This window comes from Tardiphaga robiniae (assembly GCF_001618955.1).
Classification (GTDB): domain Bacteria; phylum Pseudomonadota; class Alphaproteobacteria; order Rhizobiales; family Xanthobacteraceae; genus Tardiphaga; species Tardiphaga robiniae_A.
The window spans coordinates 35,795-52,112 of the sequence record NZ_LVYV01000008.1 but is presented as its reverse complement, the minus strand read 5'-3'; the positions used below and the strand labels follow the sequence as shown (position 1 = coordinate 52,112).

Sequence of the window (16,318 nt, the reverse complement as noted above, 5' to 3'; positions counted from 1 at the left end):
CTGCCATGGCTTCTATCATCCCATCCGAACTCGAAGACGAACTGCGGGACGGCGCGGAATATTCGCCCGAACTCGATCAGTTGATGCGCAAGGCCCGCAAGGCCAGCAATTTCCTGAAAGCGATCTCGCACGAAAACCGCCTGCTGCTGTTGTGTCTGCTGGCGGAGCGGGAGCGGTCGGTGTCCGAACTGGAAAACATCCTGTCGCTGCGCCAGTCGGCCGTATCGCAGCAACTCGCGCGTCTGCGCTACGACGGCATGGTGGAGACCCGCCGCGACGGCAAGACGATCTATTACAGCCTGGCCAATGACGACGTGCGAAGCGTCATCTCGGTCATCTACGATATTTTCTGCGCCACACCGGCGCCGACCAAGAAAAAATAACGCCGCCGATCCGGCAGGCGGAGGAGCGCGGCCCGTAAGGCCAGCGCACCTCACATCGGGAGGAAACCCATGCAGAACATGTCTGCCTGGTTATCGGCGCTGGCTGGCTTTGCCATCGGCGTTGCTGCGGGATTTGCCGTGCGACGCGCGCGCCTTTGCACATTTGGCGCGATTGAAGATGCGTTGATGGGCAGTGACAACCGTCGCCTCAAGATTTTCGGTCTGGCGCTTGGCGTTGCGATGCTCGGCACCCAGGCGCTGATCCTGTCCGGCTTTCTTGCACCGGAACACACCACTTACGTTCCCACCGCATTGCCCCTCGTTGCTATCATCATCGGCAGCATCATGTTCGGCACCGGCATGGCGATGGTCGGCACCTGCGGCTTCGGCTCGCTGGTCCGGCTCGGCACCGGCGATCTCAGGAGCCTGATCGTGATCCTCGTGTTGGGTGCGACGGCCTATGCGACCTTGCGCGGACTGTTCGCCGATCTTCGCATTGGCGTGCTTGAGCAGCTATCGATCCGGATGCCGGACGGCATACGCTCCGACTTTGCATCGCTGCTGACGCAAGCGACCGGCCGCGATCTGCGCGTGCCGCTCGCCATCATTGTCGGCAGCGGCCTCTGTTGGCTGGCGCTCAGCGACAGGCGCCTGCGCCGCGCGCCGCGCCTGCTCACTGCCGGTGTCGCACTCGGACTGCTCACGATTGCCGGCTGGATCGTCACGGTAGGATTGAACGACGATTTCGCGGGTCCGCCCCACCCGCAAAGCCTGACATTCGTATCGACGATCGGAAAAGCACTGTATGCCGGGGTTCTGAATGTCGCGAACTTCGCCGATTTCGGCGTCGGCAGCGTGTTCGGCGTCATTGCCGGTGCATGGGCTGCAGCGTGGTTCGCGGCCGAACTGCGCTGGGAAGCCTTCGACGACGATCACGAAATGCGCCGTCATCTGATCGGCGCCTGCCTGATGGGTATCGGCGGCATTCTGGCTGGCGGCTGCACCATCGGTCAGGGCATCACCGCGGGATCGATGCTGGCGCTATCCTGGCCAATTGCCGTTGGCGGCATGGTGCTCGGCGCGCGCATCGGCATTGCGATCCTGGTCGACGGCTCCCCGCGCGACCTCATTCAGCGCAACTGGATGCTGCTGGCGCGGAAAGCGCCGCCGTCCAAGTAGTCATAGCGTTTTCGAGCGAAGTGGAGACCGGTTCGCGTCAAGAAAACGCGTCAAAACAAAAAGCTAGAGCCTAGTTCTGATTCAATCAGAACCAATAAGGCTCTAGCGTCAGGGCTTGAGATAGCTCCAGCCGGCTTCCTGCAGCTCAATCAGCCTGACAGCGCCCGATGGCACCACCGTCGCCTCGGATACGACACTGATCGCCTTGCCCTCACGCTTCTCCATGCCCTCTTTGGTATTTCCGCAAGCGATGAATTTGACACTGGACGGGAAGCTCGCAGCGACAATCTGCTTGATACGGTCCTTCACCGGCGACGTGTCGTCGCGCAGCATGTGCAGACCTGGCCCATAAGTGACGATCTCGATCTGAACGTCCTCGCCCTTGGCCTTGTAAAACTCCATGACGTTTGTCGCGTTATTCAAAGCCAGATTCATCAGGGCTGGATCGTTCTGATTGACCTGAATGGCGACACGATGCTCCTTCGCGCCCGCCGCATGGGCGGACGACGCGATCAGCGCAAACAGGACGGCTCCGGCAATCGATCTCAACAATGATCGCATCTCAAAACTCCTTTTCAGGGACGTGCAATTTCAGGGACGCACGATCGTGAAACCGCGCTCTGTCAAATCCAGCAAATGGCCGACGCCGACCTGCACTTCCACCGCATGCGGATTGAGCGCCGGGCGCTTGCCGGTCTCCCGCTCGATGGTATCCAGCGTGTTGCCGCAGACGCTGAAACGTACGCCCTGGACCACCAGACTATCGACCAGCGCACGATGCTCGTTGGTGTCGCGCAGCAGATCGATGCCGGGGCCGAAAGTGACCACCTCGACGGCCACCTTGTCCGGCCCATAGGCTTTCAGGAGATTGCTGGCGACGCTGAGAACGAGACGTTCTTTCTTCGGATCGGAATCGGACAGCTGCAAGGCGATGAAATGCTCGGCGAACGGCTTGTCCGGCGCGGCGTCCTGCTTCGCGGGCCGTGTCTGCGCAGTGACCAGGCCTGTTGCAAATGACATCAGCGCAAGGACCGACAAAAAGAAAAACAGCCCTCGCCTATTCATCGCGCGCAAAACCTCTGACGATCAGGGGATTGATTAGCAATCGCCCTGCGCCAGCGCAATCAAACTAACGAAGCGGACTTGGGAGGGGTTATTGCGCCGCAAACGCAGGACGCAGCGCCAGGCCGCGGATCGCTATTGCAGCGCCCACAAAGATACCCGCAGCCGCAACGAAGGATGGCAGTGCGAGCGTGGACACACCTGTCAGCCCCTGCCCGATCGAACAGCCATAAGCCATCGCACCACCGATCCCCATCAGCGCGGCACCTGCCATCGAACGGCCGGTATGACGTGCCGACGTATAGCCCTCGAACTCGAAGCGTCCGGTCAGCAGGGCTGTCAGCAGGCTGCCGATGAACACACCCGCCACCAACGCAATTCCGAAATTCAGCGTCATGCCGGTCGACAGCATGATGAATTGCAGCGTATCGGCAGCCGGCGACACGAATGTCAGCGACGCCACCGGGATCGGATCGAACTCATCGGCGCCAAGCCAACCGGTCGTCAGCCAGCCCGCGACCACCAGCAGGCCCATCAACAACCCCGCCACGAGCTGCCCCGGCGAACGACGAAGCTCACGATGCGATAATGCAAAGACGAGGAGCGCGCCGCCGACGATCAGCGTTGCCGCGATACGCGCGGTCGTGTCCTGCAGGCCGAGTGTCCCCAGCAGCGACGGCACCGAATTCGCGCCCGGCGTCATCTGAGTCCATTGCAGGATCGACAGACGCATCGGCGCGAGCAACCCCTTCAAGGTCATCTGCGCCGTGACGCCGATAATCGCGATGACGACCAGCGAGCGCAGATTTCCCTTGCCGAGCAACACCAGCGCACGCGACGCGCAGCCGTTCGACAGCACCATGCCGAGGCCGAACAACAGCCCTCCGACGAAGATCAGCGGAGCAGAGAATGACGGCTGCAAATAGAGCGACTTGGCGATCTCGACGATCCCGGCGCCGGCGATGAATTGAGTGCCGACAATCGCCACGGCAACCGCCAGTGCATAGCTCCGGATCTTTCGTCCGTCGTCATGCGCCCACCAGTCGCGCAGGCTGCTCATGAGGCAGAACCCGCTCAGCAGGCCGACCACGCCGAAAACGGCGCCAATCGCAAAACCCACGACAACCGGGAGCGCAAACATCGAATGTCCGAACGTGATTTTGAGGTGATGACGCTGGATTACTACTGGCAGTTTCAGAAGCGGTCCAGTTGAAGCCTGATTTAAAGGAGGAAGTTCTACGGACGCTGAAAAACAGGAAACATAATTCCATCATATCCCGGAACACGATGCAGAATAACTATCGCTCTTAGAGCGATAAAGATCGCCGCACTGGTGTTTCGCACCCAATTTTCGAAACGGCATTTTCGATCTTGCCCGGCTCAACACGGGGCATAGCGCTCAGTTCTTTGGAGGGCGCAGCAGGCGGATCTGAAGCTTCATCGATCAAAGCAACACCAAGGGCTAGTCTCCCGCGCTCCCGAATGAGGACGGCGGGGCTCGGCGAAGGGTGTACACCGCCGGCCGCACGGCCGTGCAACCCTGAGTTCATGCGACTTAGAAAGTTGAACGAAAACCTCTTCAAGTCAGACCAATGAATCTTGGAGATGGTTTTATGAAGCGAATACTCATTTTCACGTTGCTGTTTCCGCCACTCGTGCTGTTCGTCTACATCGCCGCCGATCAGTTGTTGAGCGATGGTTTCCCCGGCATCGGGTTCCTGGCGTGGCTGGTGGGAATTGCGTATGTGCTCGCCATCATTCCTGCTTGGTTGACGGCAGGAGTGGACTGGGCACTTTCTGGCCAACCGCTTTACGTGCGGCTCATCGCGACGATGCCGGTGGCGGCTATCCTGGCCGAGCTTGTCGCTCGCTATATGGGCCAGCCATATTTCGATGTGCCCGTTGCGATAGCCGGAGCAGTTCCAGCCGCGGTGTGTTCGTGGCTGTCAGATAAACCAATGAGAAGCGTGCATGCGTGAACAAGCTTAGCACCACCCGGTCATGACCAATCTGCGCAAGTCTTGGCGGCCACAAGTGTTGACGCAGTCCACCACAAAGTTGTCTATTTTTATAGACAACATGCCAATGACTGCGGTAGCGTTTGCAAATCTTTCGCAGCAATCACGGGGGGTGCTTCAGTCGTGGCCTACAGTATCTACGGGACCCCTCACGGGCAGCCGGAGAAGGTCTGCTACGGAACCGTACAGACCCTCGATCAGACGGCGAGCGAGCTAAGGAAGCTGCGTGAAGCTGGCGTCTTAGACGTCTACGCTATTGGCTTCGATCCCGAGACCGCCAACCTGCAGAAGCCGCCGTCGGACCCCAAATCGAATTAGGCTGGCGCGTTCGGAACGAGGCAAATACGCGCAGCTTGAAGCGAGAGCAGATGAACGAAAAACCGCTTCTTCACATAGTATTGCGATCAGTGTGGATCGCCGCAGAACAACAAGGCCAGCCCTACAAGGGCAACACCTTTGAGACTGAGGGGTTCATCCATTGCTCTACACCTGAGCAAGTCATTGAGGTCGCGAACTACTTGTATCACGGTATTGACGGATTGATCCTCCTTAAGATTGATCCAAGCAAGGTGACCTCACCAATCCGATATGAAGATGCCGGCAACGGAAAACTTTACCCCCACATTTACGGTCCGCTCGATCTGGAAGCTATCGTTGGGACGATTGACTTTACGCCTCGGGCGGACGGGACATTCGCGGTCTTGAAATAGCCGCCCGCCGTTGCCTGCAGCAGCGCGGCATATCCGCGGTCGACGTGGTGGCCGGGGGAGCGTTAATGCGGGTTGTCTATTGCACGCGCCCCCAGGTTGCGATCCAATCGCAAACGGTGGCGGGGAACACAAGATGGCACTCAGGTTACAATTGCTGGGCTGCGCCCTGATCGCGGTGCTGTGTGCAGGCATCTTCTACAATGAGTTTCACGCTTACAGCAGTGACGCTGGGCAGCACTATGCGCTAGTGCGCGCGATTATGGACGCTGGCGGTTGGCGCGGCATCACCGCCCCGCACCTCTCAGCAAGTCTTACAAGCTACCCGCCCCTCTCCCACTGGCTGGCGGCGCAGGTTGGCCTGATCACCGGATCCGGCCTTTTCGGCATGACCATTTTCACCGCGATGTCGGTCGGCATTTTCTACTTCGTCGTATTCCGGATAATGTACGCCATAGATTGGCGCGCTCCGCTGATAGCCTGCGTGATAATTGTAATCTACGCCATGATGCGGGGCCCTCTGTTCGGCCGGCAGGTTGTGAACAATTACTTTTATGCCCAAGTCGTTGGATCATCCATCGCAGCCATGACGATGCTCGTCGTTGCAGCAAAGCTGAGGCAATGGCACGCAGTAGCACTCGATCTTTTCGTCATCGCCGCCGTTCAATTAATCGTCGCCACGCATTTGCTGCCTGCGGCCCAGTTGGCAGCTTCATATTGTTTCGTCTTGCTCATTTTAGCGATCAATCGCCCCAGCCTCTCGGCAATTTGCAGACTGGTGATATTTGCGGCGATTACCATCGTTACAACCTTATGCAGTCCGTTCGCCGCAGAAGTATATAAGATAGCCCAGAGCGAAGGTGGTGCGCACATCAATCTGTTCGGCAACCGAGGCCCGCAGATCCTGTTAATCGGTTGCGGAATATGGGCCGCGATTAAACTTCTGCGATCAACTCGAATGGACGAAGGCGCGGGCCTCGTTTTGGCTTCCATGGGTCTCGGAACGAGCTGCTATACGCTCTTGCAAATATTTACTTTCTGGCTCGGCATGGGATCGGACTATGCCATCGCCAAAAACATGTTCGTTTTGCTGTCAGTCTTTCTATGCATCTTCGCTGTCAATGTTTCATTAGAATTAAAGCCGGCTGCAAATCTCAAATGGCGCAGGATAGATTTGGCTCTCGTCGCCTGTTTGACGCTGGCTCTCGTGACGACACGCGCCGACCTGTCACCTTCATTACTTAGAACTAGCGATGTGGTAAAATTTCAGAACGCAGCAAGGGAAGTCACCGCAACAATCAAAGACAAGGACAAGCGCCCCGTCGTTATCAGCACCCTTTGGCCGCGAAATTTAAGCTACGGTATGACCATCGGCGACATGAAGGTACCAATGATCGAAGGAGAACGGATCCTAACTGATACGTTGCCGAACCAGGATCACATCAATTTCGTATTAATGCCAAAGAAGGATCTAGCAACAATAGCGGCATGCGAACGCTCTTCACCGAAGTCAGACGTCGCAGTGCTTGAAGTTGCTTGCTACAACAAGTTGAAAACTGCGCGTTTCCCTGATGCTCATATTCAAGATCTCGATTGAAACTCTAAAGTCGATAATCCATCACCCGCTACGCAACCGCATGCGTCGGATACTCAATCTTCCGATTGAAGTTGCTGACCGCGACATATGCGCCGCCTTCCGCCCCCGAGAAACACAGCGCCACAGCATCGCCTTCATCCGGTGACGACACACCGCGGCGGCACATGTATCCAGACGAGAGCCCAGCAGGTGCTGGCAAGGCCTGTTCCAATAACGATTTCGGGAACTTTGATAGTCATTGTCGCGCCTACAAACGGCCGTGCCGGGTGATGATGACCAGCCACTAGGCCTTAGGCTTACCACGCTTCCTCATTCGTAAACCGGCCCAGGTAAGCTCTCCCGTATACTAGGAATAGCGCGCAAGATTGCGTGGGGCACCTGAGCGTGGATGGAATAGCAGCGCCGAACCTGCCAAGATAACCAGCAGTAGCAACGGGCACGTCGTTGCAGCCGAAACAGATAGATCGCGAGATACGATGATTGCCAAGGCACCAAATCAGGAATCAAGCGCTCAGGAGGCAGCTGATCGCTTATGGGCGCAGGGCTATTCTATTGGGGAGCTATGGGGAAGGACTGAGCCAGTTTCGCGAGGAGGACCGTCGCTCGAAAAAACGCATTTGATCATGTGGGGGATTCTCAGCATCGTTGATGATCAGGTTCGAACCGGTGCTGGTCATGAATATCTGCGAGATCGCCTTTGGCAAAAAGACTGGGTTGCAGTAGGCAAGCTTGACGGACGGATGACAATAATCCCTCCGACAAGAGACGCAAAATTCGGTCGTAAACCATCGGCCATCGGACACGGTGACATCGTCTACGCGGACGTGCGCGTGGTACATTCACGACATTTAGATGTCGCTGCAGCATTCATCAATGGCCCAAAGGATGATCCTAAGAAAGATCGGCAGGCCCTGTGACTTACGATGACAAATTCTGGATTGTTGCGCTTGTTGGATTCATGGCCATCTGCGCAGCGTATTGGTTCGAAGCGATCCACCGGCTTGCCTCAGGGTCGCCAAAATGAACGAGACCGCCCACTGGCGCGATTCAATGAAAGCAGATAGCAGGCTAGCTCTGTTTTGACTTGTCGATCTCGCCATCATCCTTGCGGGGAGGCTGTAGTATCAGCGGACGAACCGTGGTCCTTCGCTCCCGTACAACGACGAAGTGCGTTGCCGATTTCACGGCATCCCGATATCCGTTGGCTATGCGCCAGCTCCTAATCATAGCGACAACCTTCCCGCTCCTTGGCTGCTCCATTGACCCAGGCGCAACGTGGGCACCGGATGCGTTAAAGGCCCCGGCACGAGTGGCACTGCCCCCGGAGACGCCGCCAGATATTCGGATGATGCTCCAAACGAGGCTAGGAGAATTTTTTCTGCCCTCCGCAGGAGCTTCCAATATCAGCTACTCAACGCCGCGCCCGGCCGCTCGAGGCTGGTCCGTATGTGTCAGGGCAACAATTAACGGCGCTGCAGGCGGATCGATTGGCGAACAGACTTTCCTCATCAGCATTGAGAAAAATAATCCAGCTCGGAACGAAAATGTGCCGACCTCGCATTTTTGCCATCACGAAAAATACGAGCGCCTGTAGCGCTGCGGCAGGTTAAAATCTCCGCTCAAACCCACCGTCTGTCTGGTGGCCTGGAGAGCGGTGAAGCTGACCGAAGGTCTTCTTGTGCCGCAGGAACGATCTGCTGGTTTTTCGATTTAACTACAAACAGGGAGGTTGCAATGAAAAGACTAGCTGCAGCTACTCTATGTGGATCGTTGCTGATCGGTACATTGACCATGGCGCAAGCCGACCAGCCTGGACCGGACTGGATGCCGATGGAGCAAGTAAAGGCGAAGGTGCTCCAGTCCGGCTACTCACAGGTTACCAAGCTTGAAGCCGACGATGGCCACTGGGAAGGTGAAGGCATCAAGAACGGTCAGAAGATGGACTTTCACGCAGATCCGAAGACTGGCGTGATTGTCTCCGAGAAACTGGATGACTGACCTTCGCGGCAACCCGCCGCCCCGCAGGGCCAATTCGTCAGCGATTTGAAAATGGTGGGGGAAGAAGGACTCGAACCTTCGAAGTCATAAGACGGCTGATTTACAGTCAGCTCCCTTTGCCACTCGGGACACTCCCCCGCCTGACGCCATCAGACCCAAAGACCTTGGCCCAACACGGCAGTCCCACCAAATCAGTGGCTGGACGGCCATGGATGACGTTAAAACGCGCGCCCGTAAACGGGCTCCCGGTTGGCGCGTTTATGACGGAAGCCATGGGGCAAAGTCAACCGACCAGGACCGGAATATCCGCCCTCTCCGAACCTCATTCGGAGGCTCCAAATTGCCATTATTCCGGCCCCGTGAGACAAGCCCTGCATGAGCGATCGAGAGCGAAAACAGCGATTCCAGCGCGGCCCTGACAAGGGGCGCGACGGTCAGAGTGGCCAAGGCCGCGATAACCCCCGCGATCAGGGCCGAGATCACGGACGGCGCCAGCCCCGGCGGGGCCGGGAATCCGGCGGCGGCGACGGCCCGGCCATCCTCTATGGCTGGCATACCGTCATCATGGCGCTGGCCAATCCACAGCGGAAAATCCTCAAGCTGATTCTGACCGAGAACGCCGCCCGGCGCCTCGCCGAGGAGAAGATCGACACCCGCGTGGCGCCGATCATGGTCCGTCCGGACGAGATCGACCGCCGGCTGGGGCCTGACGCCGTCCATCAGGGTCTGTTGGCCGAGGTCGAGCCGCTGGAATCGCCGGATCTGGACAGCCTGCCCCAGGACGGCATCGTGCTGGTGCTCGACCAGATCACCGATCCGCACAATGTCGGCGCCATCCTGCGTTCCGCCGCGGCCTTTGCGGTCAAAGCGATCATCACCACGGCGCGGCACAGCCCGGAGGCCACCGGCGTTCTCGCGAAATCCGCGTCCGGCGCACTGGAACTGGTGCCGATGATCACGGTGCCCAATCTGGCGCGGGCGCTGAACGAATTGAACGACCTCGGGTTCATGACCGTCGGCCTCGACAGCGAAGGAGCTGAGAACATCAGCGCGATCCCGCTGCAGCAGCCGCTGGCATTGGTGCTCGGCGCCGAGGGCAGCGGGTTGCGGCGGCTCACGCGCGAGACCTGCAGCGTTGTCGCGCGGCTCGATATGCCCGGCGAGATCAAGAGCCTCAACGTGTCGAACGCTGCCGTGCTTGCGCTCTATGTCGGCGCCAGCAAGCTCGGCCTGATGGGCTAGCCTCTATCCAAACGAAAACGCCCGCCCGCATTGCTGCGAGCGGGCGTTCGTCGTTCGATCAGATCAGTACGGGCGGCGATGCTGCTGCGGCTGATGATAACCACGCTGCGGGGCTGCGGCGCGCGGCGCATACATCACCTTCGGCGCGCCGTAGCGACGCGCCTGATGATAGCCGGTGCGCGACGCGTAGCTGCGCTGCGCATAGCCGTAACGCGTGCGCGGCTGCATGCTGTAGCCGTAGCGATAGCTCGGACGCGCGCGGTACTGCGAACGCTGCGGATAGCTGTAGATCGCGGGCGAACGATAGGCCGGGCCATAGGAGTAGTTCACCGGATTGGCATAGGGGCCACCGTGATAACCGCGACGATAGCCGGAGCCGTAACCCTGACCGTAACCTTGGCCATAGCCGCGCCAGCCAATCGCAGTCTCCTGATAGGTCGGGACCGGAGCGAACATGCCCGGGCCGCTGAAGGTCGGGCCCTGGTTGGCGTAATAGTACTGACGCGTCACCGGCGTCGGATCGGGCAGCCGCTCATAGGCGGCAACACCGGCGTAACCGTAACCAGCGCCATAGCTCTGGCCGCAAGGGCTGACATAGGCCTGACCGCAAGGCGAGCAGCCGCCTGAGGTGAACAGGCCGCCTCCACAAGCCATCGCAGGCGCAGCGCCGGCAGTGGCGGTGATAACGGCAAATGCCGCAACCCATTTTGAAATCACGTTACGCATGAATACTCTCTCCTGTCGGGTGTCTTTTTTTGGTGTTGGTGATTGATCGGTCAGCGCCGGAACTCCGGCGGTGCGACGATGACTTCGGGTGGATTGAACGGCACTTCATTTTGCCGCTCCATCGGCGCAGATCTCGCCGACCAGCTTTCGTGGAAACTCTCGGCCGGCTGCGGCAATTTGCGATTGGCCGGCGGCTCGATCTCCAGACGCCCGTAGCCGGGCTTGTGGCCGAGGCTCGGATAGTAGTGGCCGACATTCGGCACCGGATCGACGTAACGACCGCCATAGACTGTCGGTTGAATATGAATGCCGCGCTGCAAGCCCCAGTCGCCTTCGATCACGCGATAGGACGCATCGACGCCGTTGATGATGATCGGCACGCCGGGACGACCGGGCACGACGATGTTGAAACCATCGGCGGCTGCGGCCGGAAGCGTGGTCGCAATCACGAAAAGCACTGCTGAAAGGATTCGCATGGCCATGTCCTGCATCTCGGCGGTACGATATTCGAACGCCTGGCAGGATGGGTTAAGGGCGCGGTCTAAACTGCCGGTAAGCCTAACGCGCAAGCATCAGGCGAAGTTCAAATGCGCTGGACTGCAGCGTGGATTCGTTAACGCAACGGGCCCGCATTGCGATCTGATCGCGGTTGAACGCCGCCGCACGCGCGCCGCGCACATCTTGCGCATCGCCGTCGCAACGTGATCTGATCCCTTCAGCCGTTGTCGCAGACATCTGCAATCGTCATGTCCGGAGAGCCCCGATGAAGTTCCTCAGTGCAGCCATCATCCTGTCGACGCTGGTCGCGACCCCTGCTTTCGCGCGGCACTGGAAGCATCATCACGGCGCCGAAACCTTCGTCTTTGCCGCACCCGGCCAGCCCTACCGGATCCAGTTCGGGCACAATTACGGTCCGGGTCTGCAGCCGGGCACCTTCGCCTATTACGACGGTTCCCTCGCCGCCCGCTGCAAGCAATCGGCCGCGGCCTATCGCGGCCAGGACGGCCGGGCGTATCCCTGCTTCTGATTAAGGCTCTGCGGGGTGATGCGGTCTGGCTCCGCGAAGACGACCAGAAGCTCAGCGGGGAATTCCCGACCGAGGAAGACGTCTGGCAACATGCCGACGAAGCCGGACTCGTTGACGTTGTGGACGGCAAGACGGTGCTGGAGGACGGCTACACTATTCAGCCGTGCAGCACCGAAGAGGACACGGGCAAGCCGATCGCGGTACCGCCGGCAGTGACCTAGGAACGACTTTCACTGGGTTTGGTTGGAAGACTGAGCGTCCTGAGCGCAGGATGGACGTTCCGAAAGTCCTGCCACCTCTCTAAGGGTGGTGGGGCTTTTGCTGTCGTAGCCATTGGTATGCAGTAGCCGCACAAACTCATCCATGGACGCGTTCAGTCGCCTGGCGCGCTCTTCAGATTCGGGCGTTGAGGTGCTGCCGAAAAGCCGGGTGATGGATTCGCGAAAGGTCATGCGATCCCCCTTACTCATTGAGAAGCGCTTAGGTCGCGCGAACGGCAAAATGGTTCAATTCGCCGCGGGGCTTATTTAACACCGTAACACACACTCCGCTTGACGGCGAATCACATGAAGGATTCTCTATCCCCGTTCAGGGAGGCGGAGATGGAAGACCACTTCACTCACCAGTATTTCAGCCGGCAGTGCTTCGAGCGACATCACGCACGCGAGGTTTTGGAGCGCGCCCTCTGCGCAGGCGCCCTACTCTTCGGCCTGACGGCCTCGTTCGCAGCCTGTCTGTTTATTTGACGCCCGTTCGCCTTCGGCGAACCTCCCACAGCCAGCCGCCCAAAGGCGTCAGCAGGCCGCTTGGAGACGCATTGGCGCGGACACAACGACGGAGCCAGATTCTGCACTGTGCCCCGTTAGGCTTAACCCGCTGACGCGCTTGCACTAACGTCGCTCAATCTAAATGATGACGCCATGAGTTGGGTTGAAGAGCGCGATCGTTTAATCGCGGAGACATTGGCATTTGTAAAAGAGGTCTCGGGCAACCAGCCCGAGCTGGCCGCGAAATTGACCGTTGCGGTAGACGCCGAGATGAAAGCTGCTGAAAATCCGAAGCAGATCGTCCCGGAACCTGCGCAGCCGATGAAGCTGACTGATCTCCGGGAAGACATCCGGAATCGCGTGGCATCATTCAAGGCACGGCAGCAGGAAATGCAGGACAAGCGGGAGGCCGATTATCGGGAGGTCATCGCAAAAGTCCGGGCTACCTTGGAACAACGTTCATAGGTTGAACCCACCAATGGCGAGCCAGTGCGAAAAGACCGTTTTGGCCAAGTTATTGAAATGGTGGTGCCGGTTGAGAGGATTGAACTCCCGACCTTCGGTTTACAAAACCGCTGCTCTACCGCTGAGCTAAACCGGCAACAAAATCAATGGGTTAGTTGATTTCCCAGGATCGAAATGGGACGTCCGGATCAGTCGCCTGCCCGCGTCGCGCAGTCAGATATCAGAGTTGTCCGGCAAGGGCTACTCCCGCACGCGCCAAACCGGCGCATGCGCTTACAGCCACGCGTAAAGCAGCAGCAGATTGACCGCACAGGCGGCCATCAGGGCGACCGTGAGTGCCACCTGCACCCCGTCGCTGCGGATATTGTCGATCATTCTCATCGCCCGATAACCATCAAGCGATTCTGGCAAGGGAGTCTCGCACCTTATTTTCCGGCGGATTCAGGACTCGTTTACTTTCGATTCCTGGGTCTGCCGGGCAGCGGAGAGCTAGACTGTCTACTGCCCCGCGCTCGTCATTCCGGGGCGCGGTCTCAGCGAAGCTGAGAGCGCGAGCCCGGAATCTCGGAGTGTTTTGCGCTGAACATGTCGAGATTCCGGTTCGCGTCCGGCAAGTGCCGGCCACGCCCCGGAATGACAGCTCCGGACGGCACAACCACGCAAAACATTTTTTCCTATCTCCAGTTGACAGTATCCCTTTCAGGTTTATATTCCCTTCCGTCCTGCCCCACCGAGAGGGGCGAGCGCGATCGTCACGTTCGCGGGGCAGGATGCGGTGGACGCCGGAGATGCGGCGTCACGCGGTTCATGGGTGACGTCTGTCTTCGGGCAGGACGGATCTGCGCCAGCACTGCCACTGGCAAGGACACGGCCGACCTTGAGATGGAAAGATCCCTGGACAGTGTGACGGACGACCAAATCGAAACGCGTTCGGCCTACTCGCTTGAGGCTCCCTTCCCATCGCCTTGGGACTTTAATTCGGTGATCGGATCGTTCGCTGAGGCAAAGTGCAAGCAACCGAAAAACACCGCATGCGGAACGCTGGGCACTTGCTCGGCGCCTCCGAAAGTCCTGATGCATTACCCCATGCGGAAGACCGCATTCGCATCAGGCCCAAGGGTGCAACGGGCACCTGGCGTTCCGCACGCCCTCTCAAGGGAGGGTGGGAATGCTCATAGCTCGGACGCCATTGGCGCCGCGAGATCGCGAATGCTTGTGTTCAGAGCAGCGGCTGTTTGAAATTCAAATCGGCAACGACGCACAGGCGCCGGAGGCATCCCTCCCTCAAGCGGCGCAGCCGCGCAGTGGGGAGGGTCGGCCGATAGGCCGGGGTGGGGTGTTTCCCCGCGTGAGAGCGGCTTTCGCGGCACCACCCCACCCGTCTCGACCGCTCCGCGGTCGATCCACCCTCCCCACTGCGCGCGGCTACGCCACGCTTGAGGGAGGGAGAAGCAAGACAACGCCCCGCAAACAAGAAAGGCCGGCGGGATGCCGGCCTTTCCGTCAAAGATTGAATCGGTTTCGTACTTGCTCAGTACTTGGCGACCACCGGTCCACCCCAGCCGAAGCGATAGTTCAGGCCGGCCTTGATGGTGTGCTCGTCGTTGTTAAAGCTCGTCGAGCCGCCGGGAATGGCCGTCGAGGTGACCGTGGTGTTGCCGAAGTTGTAGTACTGATACTCGACCTTGCCCGACCAGTTCGGCGAGAACATGTATTCGAGACCGCCACCGACCGTGTAGCCGTCCTTCTTGTTGCCATCGATGACAGCAACCGCGGGAGCCACGGCGGCGATGGTCAGGTTGTTGTTATCCTTCCAGGCGTAACCGCCCTTGGCGTAGAGCAGTGCCGGACCCCAAGTGTAACCGAGACGACCTGTGACCGAACCGAGCTGATCGTTACCGCCGCCCGTGATGGTCGTGCCGTTCGGGAAGACGAGGCTGGTATTGCTGCTCGCCAGCCAGCTGTACTGGGCTTCGACACCGACTACCCAGTTGGTGGCGAACTGATAGTCGAAGCCGCCCTGCACACCGCCCATGAACCGGCCACTATCGCCGACGAGGCTGTTGCCGTCACCGAAGGCGCCGCCGAGATGGCCGCCGATGTAGAAACCGGTCCAGTTGTAGACCAGAGCCGGCGCCGTATAGGCCGGGGCCTTGGTATAGGTCCGCGCCGGAAGGTCGGCAGCGAAGGCTGAAGACGAGATCGCGGCCACGGCAACGATGGCCGACGCGCTGAGCAAAAGCTTCTTCATGGTTGTTCCCCTGTGTTGCGTAATGACCATCGAAAAACAACGTGGCGGCAGTTTGGTTGCTTCACGGCAGGCGTTGCCACATCGATGTTTGCCGACTGCGACAAAGCAGCAACACTTTTGGATTTATTCATTTTCAGACGACGCAAAATGGCTTTTGGTTCAGCGCTCACGCGAACTTGATCGCGTTGTTCAGTGTCCAGATACCCACGTCGGGCTGCGGCAATCTTGTGGCGACGTTGCGGTCAGTTGAGGGCGACAACGCCTGCATCGAGCACCGACAGCAGATTTGAAGAGCTCAGACCAACAACGCGCTACCGCGTCATCTTTTCCATTTCGGGGAACGGCGCGTAGGTGGCGCCGGCGCAGGCCTCAGTGACATTCTCGACAATGCGATCGAGGCGCTTGTCGACATAGGATACCGCCCGCTCCTGCGGCGCTGTGTAGCGGCCGTCAAAATCCTTCGCCGTGTAGCGCACGCAACTGACATAGCGCAGGCGACCGCCAACGGTGCGTTGCACCGGTTCAGCCATCATGGCGTCGCGGACACCGACGGGATTGTTCAGATAGGTCTTAAAGAACGCCAGCAGATCGACGCGATAATTGGTCGGAAATGGCTGCGCGGCAACGCCCTGATCATCCGTGAAGCTGATGCCGCCACCGGCGCCGCCTCCGCATGCTGCGAGCCACAGCGGCAACAGCACCGCTGCTGCCCGTTTCGCCGATATCCCCAAATGTCGTCTCATCCGTCGTGCCGTCTCAATTACGCAGGCGTGTCCCCGTCATGCCTGTCCTAGACGGTTCGCTCCGGAATTGGAATTCGCATCTCGGTGACGGACCAGCACAGACGAACCGGCCTGCTGCACCTCAGGGATGTTATGCATCCCAAGGGATAGGTG

General features: G+C 59.1%; 18 protein-coding genes and 2 tRNA genes. 10 read left to right on the top strand and 10 right to left on the bottom strand.

The features are described from left to right. Positions 1–5: 5 nt before the first annotated feature. Positions 6–383, top strand: a complete 378-nt coding sequence (locus tag A4A58_RS11380; protein WP_068731992.1) for an ArsR/SmtB family transcription factor — start codon at positions 6–8, stop codon at positions 381–383. A 69-nt stretch (positions 384–452) separates the two neighbouring features. Beyond that, a complete protein-coding gene (locus tag A4A58_RS11375) occupies positions 453–1,562 on the top strand; it encodes a YeeE/YedE family protein (protein WP_068731990.1) in 1,110 nt (369 codons plus the stop codon). 108 nt (positions 1,563–1,670) lie between these two features. Here the strand turns inward: A4A58_RS11375 and A4A58_RS11370 are convergent, their stop codons facing one another. From A4A58_RS11370 to A4A58_RS11360, 3 genes are all read right to left on the bottom strand, one after another. Next, positions 1,671–2,123, bottom strand: a complete 453-nt coding sequence (locus A4A58_RS11370) for a DsrE family protein (protein ID WP_068731987.1) — start codon at positions 2,121–2,123, stop codon at positions 1,671–1,673. A 30-nt stretch (positions 2,124–2,153) separates the two neighbouring features. Then, positions 2,154–2,582 carry a hypothetical protein gene (locus A4A58_RS11365; RefSeq protein ID WP_086937028.1) on the bottom strand — a complete coding sequence of 143 codons (429 nt, stop codon included), beginning with the start codon at positions 2,580–2,582 and terminating at the stop codon, positions 2,154–2,156. 133 nt (positions 2,583–2,715) lie between these two features. Next, on the bottom strand, positions 2,716–3,765 hold the full coding sequence (locus tag A4A58_RS11360) for a YeeE/YedE family protein (protein ID WP_068731983.1): 1,050 nt from the start codon (positions 3,763–3,765) through the stop codon (positions 2,716–2,718). A 472-nt stretch (positions 3,766–4,237) separates the two neighbouring features. Between A4A58_RS11360 and A4A58_RS11355 the strand changes: the two genes are divergently transcribed. From A4A58_RS11355 to A4A58_RS11330, 5 genes are all read left to right on the top strand, one after another. After that, on the top strand, positions 4,238–4,603 hold the full coding sequence (locus A4A58_RS11355; RefSeq protein WP_068731981.1) for a hypothetical protein: 366 nt from the start codon (positions 4,238–4,240) through the stop codon (positions 4,601–4,603). Positions 4,604–5,010: 407 nt separating this feature from the next. Further along, complete coding sequence (locus A4A58_RS11345) at positions 5,011–5,352, top strand: DUF952 domain-containing protein (RefSeq protein ID WP_068732106.1); 342 nt, start codon at positions 5,011–5,013, stop codon at positions 5,350–5,352. A gap of 133 nt (positions 5,353–5,485) precedes the next feature. Beyond that, positions 5,486–6,946 (top strand): hypothetical protein, encoded by a 1,461-nt coding sequence (locus A4A58_RS11340; RefSeq protein WP_068731977.1) that lies wholly within the window; start codon positions 5,486–5,488, stop codon positions 6,944–6,946. 476 nt (positions 6,947–7,422) lie between these two features. Further along, on the top strand, positions 7,423–7,863 hold the full coding sequence (locus A4A58_RS30270) for a hypothetical protein (RefSeq protein WP_139069837.1): 441 nt from the start codon (positions 7,423–7,425) through the stop codon (positions 7,861–7,863). A gap of 817 nt (positions 7,864–8,680) precedes the next feature. Beyond that, positions 8,681–8,944 (top strand): PepSY domain-containing protein, encoded by a 264-nt coding sequence (locus A4A58_RS11330; RefSeq protein WP_068731974.1) that lies wholly within the window; start codon positions 8,681–8,683, stop codon positions 8,942–8,944. A 52-nt stretch (positions 8,945–8,996) separates the two neighbouring features. Here the strand turns inward: A4A58_RS11330 and A4A58_RS11325 are convergent. Next, positions 8,997–9,082 (bottom strand) — tRNA-Tyr (locus tag A4A58_RS11325). 237 nt (positions 9,083–9,319) lie between these two features. Between A4A58_RS11325 and rlmB the strand changes: the two genes are divergently transcribed. Next, a complete protein-coding gene (gene rlmB / locus A4A58_RS11320; protein WP_068731972.1) occupies positions 9,320–10,186 on the top strand; it encodes a 23S rRNA (guanosine(2251)-2'-O)-methyltransferase RlmB in 867 nt (288 codons plus the stop codon). Between the two features lie 63 nt (positions 10,187–10,249). Here rlmB and A4A58_RS11315 read toward each other — a convergent pair whose 3' ends face one another. Continuing rightward, positions 10,250–10,912 (bottom strand): hypothetical protein, encoded by a 663-nt coding sequence (locus tag A4A58_RS11315; RefSeq protein ID WP_068731969.1) that lies wholly within the window; start codon positions 10,910–10,912, stop codon positions 10,250–10,252. A 50-nt stretch (positions 10,913–10,962) separates the two neighbouring features. Continuing rightward, positions 10,963–11,388 carry a hypothetical protein gene (locus tag A4A58_RS11310; RefSeq protein WP_068732104.1) on the bottom strand — a complete coding sequence of 142 codons (426 nt, stop codon included), beginning with the start codon at positions 11,386–11,388 and terminating at the stop codon, positions 10,963–10,965. Positions 11,389–11,675: 287 nt separating this feature from the next. Between A4A58_RS11310 and A4A58_RS11305 the strand changes: the two genes are divergently transcribed. After that, positions 11,676–11,939, top strand: coding sequence for a hypothetical protein (locus A4A58_RS11305; protein WP_068731967.1), 264 nt, complete (start codon positions 11,676–11,678; stop codon positions 11,937–11,939). Positions 11,940–12,169: 230 nt separating this feature from the next. Here the strand turns inward: A4A58_RS11305 and A4A58_RS30265 are convergent, their stop codons facing one another. Further along, the gene (locus A4A58_RS30265; protein WP_139069836.1) at positions 12,170–12,391 is read right to left on the bottom strand and encodes a hypothetical protein; all 222 of its coding nucleotides are present in this window, start codon (positions 12,389–12,391) and stop codon (positions 12,170–12,172) included. Between the two features lie 468 nt (positions 12,392–12,859). On the opposite strand from A4A58_RS30265, the gene A4A58_RS11295 reads away from it, so the two are divergent. Next, a complete protein-coding gene (locus A4A58_RS11295) occupies positions 12,860–13,171 on the top strand; it encodes a hypothetical protein (protein ID WP_068731962.1) in 312 nt (103 codons plus the stop codon). A gap of 61 nt (positions 13,172–13,232) precedes the next feature. Here the strand turns inward: A4A58_RS11295 and A4A58_RS11290 are convergent. The 3 genes from A4A58_RS11290 to A4A58_RS11280 form a co-directional block, all read right to left on the bottom strand. Further along, a tRNA-Thr gene (locus A4A58_RS11290) sits at positions 13,233–13,307 on the bottom strand. Between the two features lie 1,395 nt (positions 13,308–14,702). Next, complete coding sequence (locus tag A4A58_RS11285; RefSeq protein WP_068731961.1) at positions 14,703–15,422, bottom strand: outer membrane protein; 720 nt, start codon at positions 15,420–15,422, stop codon at positions 14,703–14,705. Positions 15,423–15,733: 311 nt separating this feature from the next. Continuing rightward, the gene (locus tag A4A58_RS11280) at positions 15,734–16,165 is read right to left on the bottom strand and encodes a hypothetical protein (protein ID WP_244499738.1); all 432 of its coding nucleotides are present in this window, start codon (positions 16,163–16,165) and stop codon (positions 15,734–15,736) included. Positions 16,166–16,318: the final 153 nt, after the last annotated feature.

What these genes read in the sequence shown, in the direction of transcription:
- A4A58_RS11310 (WP_068732104.1), bottom strand. Translation starts at nt 11,388, where the DNA reads ATGCGAATCCTTTCAGCAGTGCTTTTCGTGATTGCGACCACGCTTCCG.
- A4A58_RS30265 (WP_139069836.1), bottom strand. Translation starts at nt 12,391, where the DNA reads ATGACCTTTCGCGAATCCATCACCCGGCTTTTCGGCAGCACCTCAACG.
- A4A58_RS30270 (WP_139069837.1), top strand. Translation starts at nt 7,423, where the DNA reads ATGATTGCCAAGGCACCAAATCAGGAATCAAGCGCTCAGGAGGCAGCT.
- A4A58_RS11355 (WP_068731981.1), top strand. Translation starts at nt 4,238, where the DNA reads ATGAAGCGAATACTCATTTTCACGTTGCTGTTTCCGCCACTCGTGCTG.
- rlmB (WP_068731972.1), top strand. Translation starts at nt 9,320, where the DNA reads ATGAGCGATCGAGAGCGAAAACAGCGATTCCAGCGCGGCCCTGACAAG.
- A4A58_RS11315 (WP_068731969.1), bottom strand. Translation starts at nt 10,912, where the DNA reads ATGCGTAACGTGATTTCAAAATGGGTTGCGGCATTTGCCGTTATCACC.
- A4A58_RS11340 (WP_068731977.1), top strand. Translation starts at nt 5,486, where the DNA reads ATGGCACTCAGGTTACAATTGCTGGGCTGCGCCCTGATCGCGGTGCTG.
- A4A58_RS11375 (WP_068731990.1), top strand. Translation starts at nt 453, where the DNA reads ATGCAGAACATGTCTGCCTGGTTATCGGCGCTGGCTGGCTTTGCCATC.
- A4A58_RS11295 (WP_068731962.1), top strand. Translation starts at nt 12,860, where the DNA reads ATGAGTTGGGTTGAAGAGCGCGATCGTTTAATCGCGGAGACATTGGCA.
- A4A58_RS11305 (WP_068731967.1), top strand. Translation starts at nt 11,676, where the DNA reads ATGAAGTTCCTCAGTGCAGCCATCATCCTGTCGACGCTGGTCGCGACC.
- A4A58_RS11330 (WP_068731974.1), top strand. Translation starts at nt 8,681, where the DNA reads ATGAAAAGACTAGCTGCAGCTACTCTATGTGGATCGTTGCTGATCGGT.
- A4A58_RS11370 (WP_068731987.1), bottom strand. Translation starts at nt 2,123, where the DNA reads ATGCGATCATTGTTGAGATCGATTGCCGGAGCCGTCCTGTTTGCGCTG.
- A4A58_RS11345 (WP_068732106.1), top strand. Translation starts at nt 5,011, where the DNA reads ATGAACGAAAAACCGCTTCTTCACATAGTATTGCGATCAGTGTGGATC.
- A4A58_RS11380 (WP_068731992.1), top strand. Translation starts at nt 6, where the DNA reads ATGGCTTCTATCATCCCATCCGAACTCGAAGACGAACTGCGGGACGGC.
- A4A58_RS11360 (WP_068731983.1), bottom strand. Translation starts at nt 3,765, where the DNA reads ATGTTTGCGCTCCCGGTTGTCGTGGGTTTTGCGATTGGCGCCGTTTTC.
- A4A58_RS11280 (WP_244499738.1), bottom strand. Translation starts at nt 16,165, where the DNA reads ATGAGACGACATTTGGGGATATCGGCGAAACGGGCAGCAGCGGTGCTG.
- A4A58_RS11365 (WP_086937028.1), bottom strand. Translation starts at nt 2,582, where the DNA reads ATGTCATTTGCAACAGGCCTGGTCACTGCGCAGACACGGCCCGCGAAG.
- A4A58_RS11285 (WP_068731961.1), bottom strand. Translation starts at nt 15,422, where the DNA reads ATGAAGAAGCTTTTGCTCAGCGCGTCGGCCATCGTTGCCGTGGCCGCG.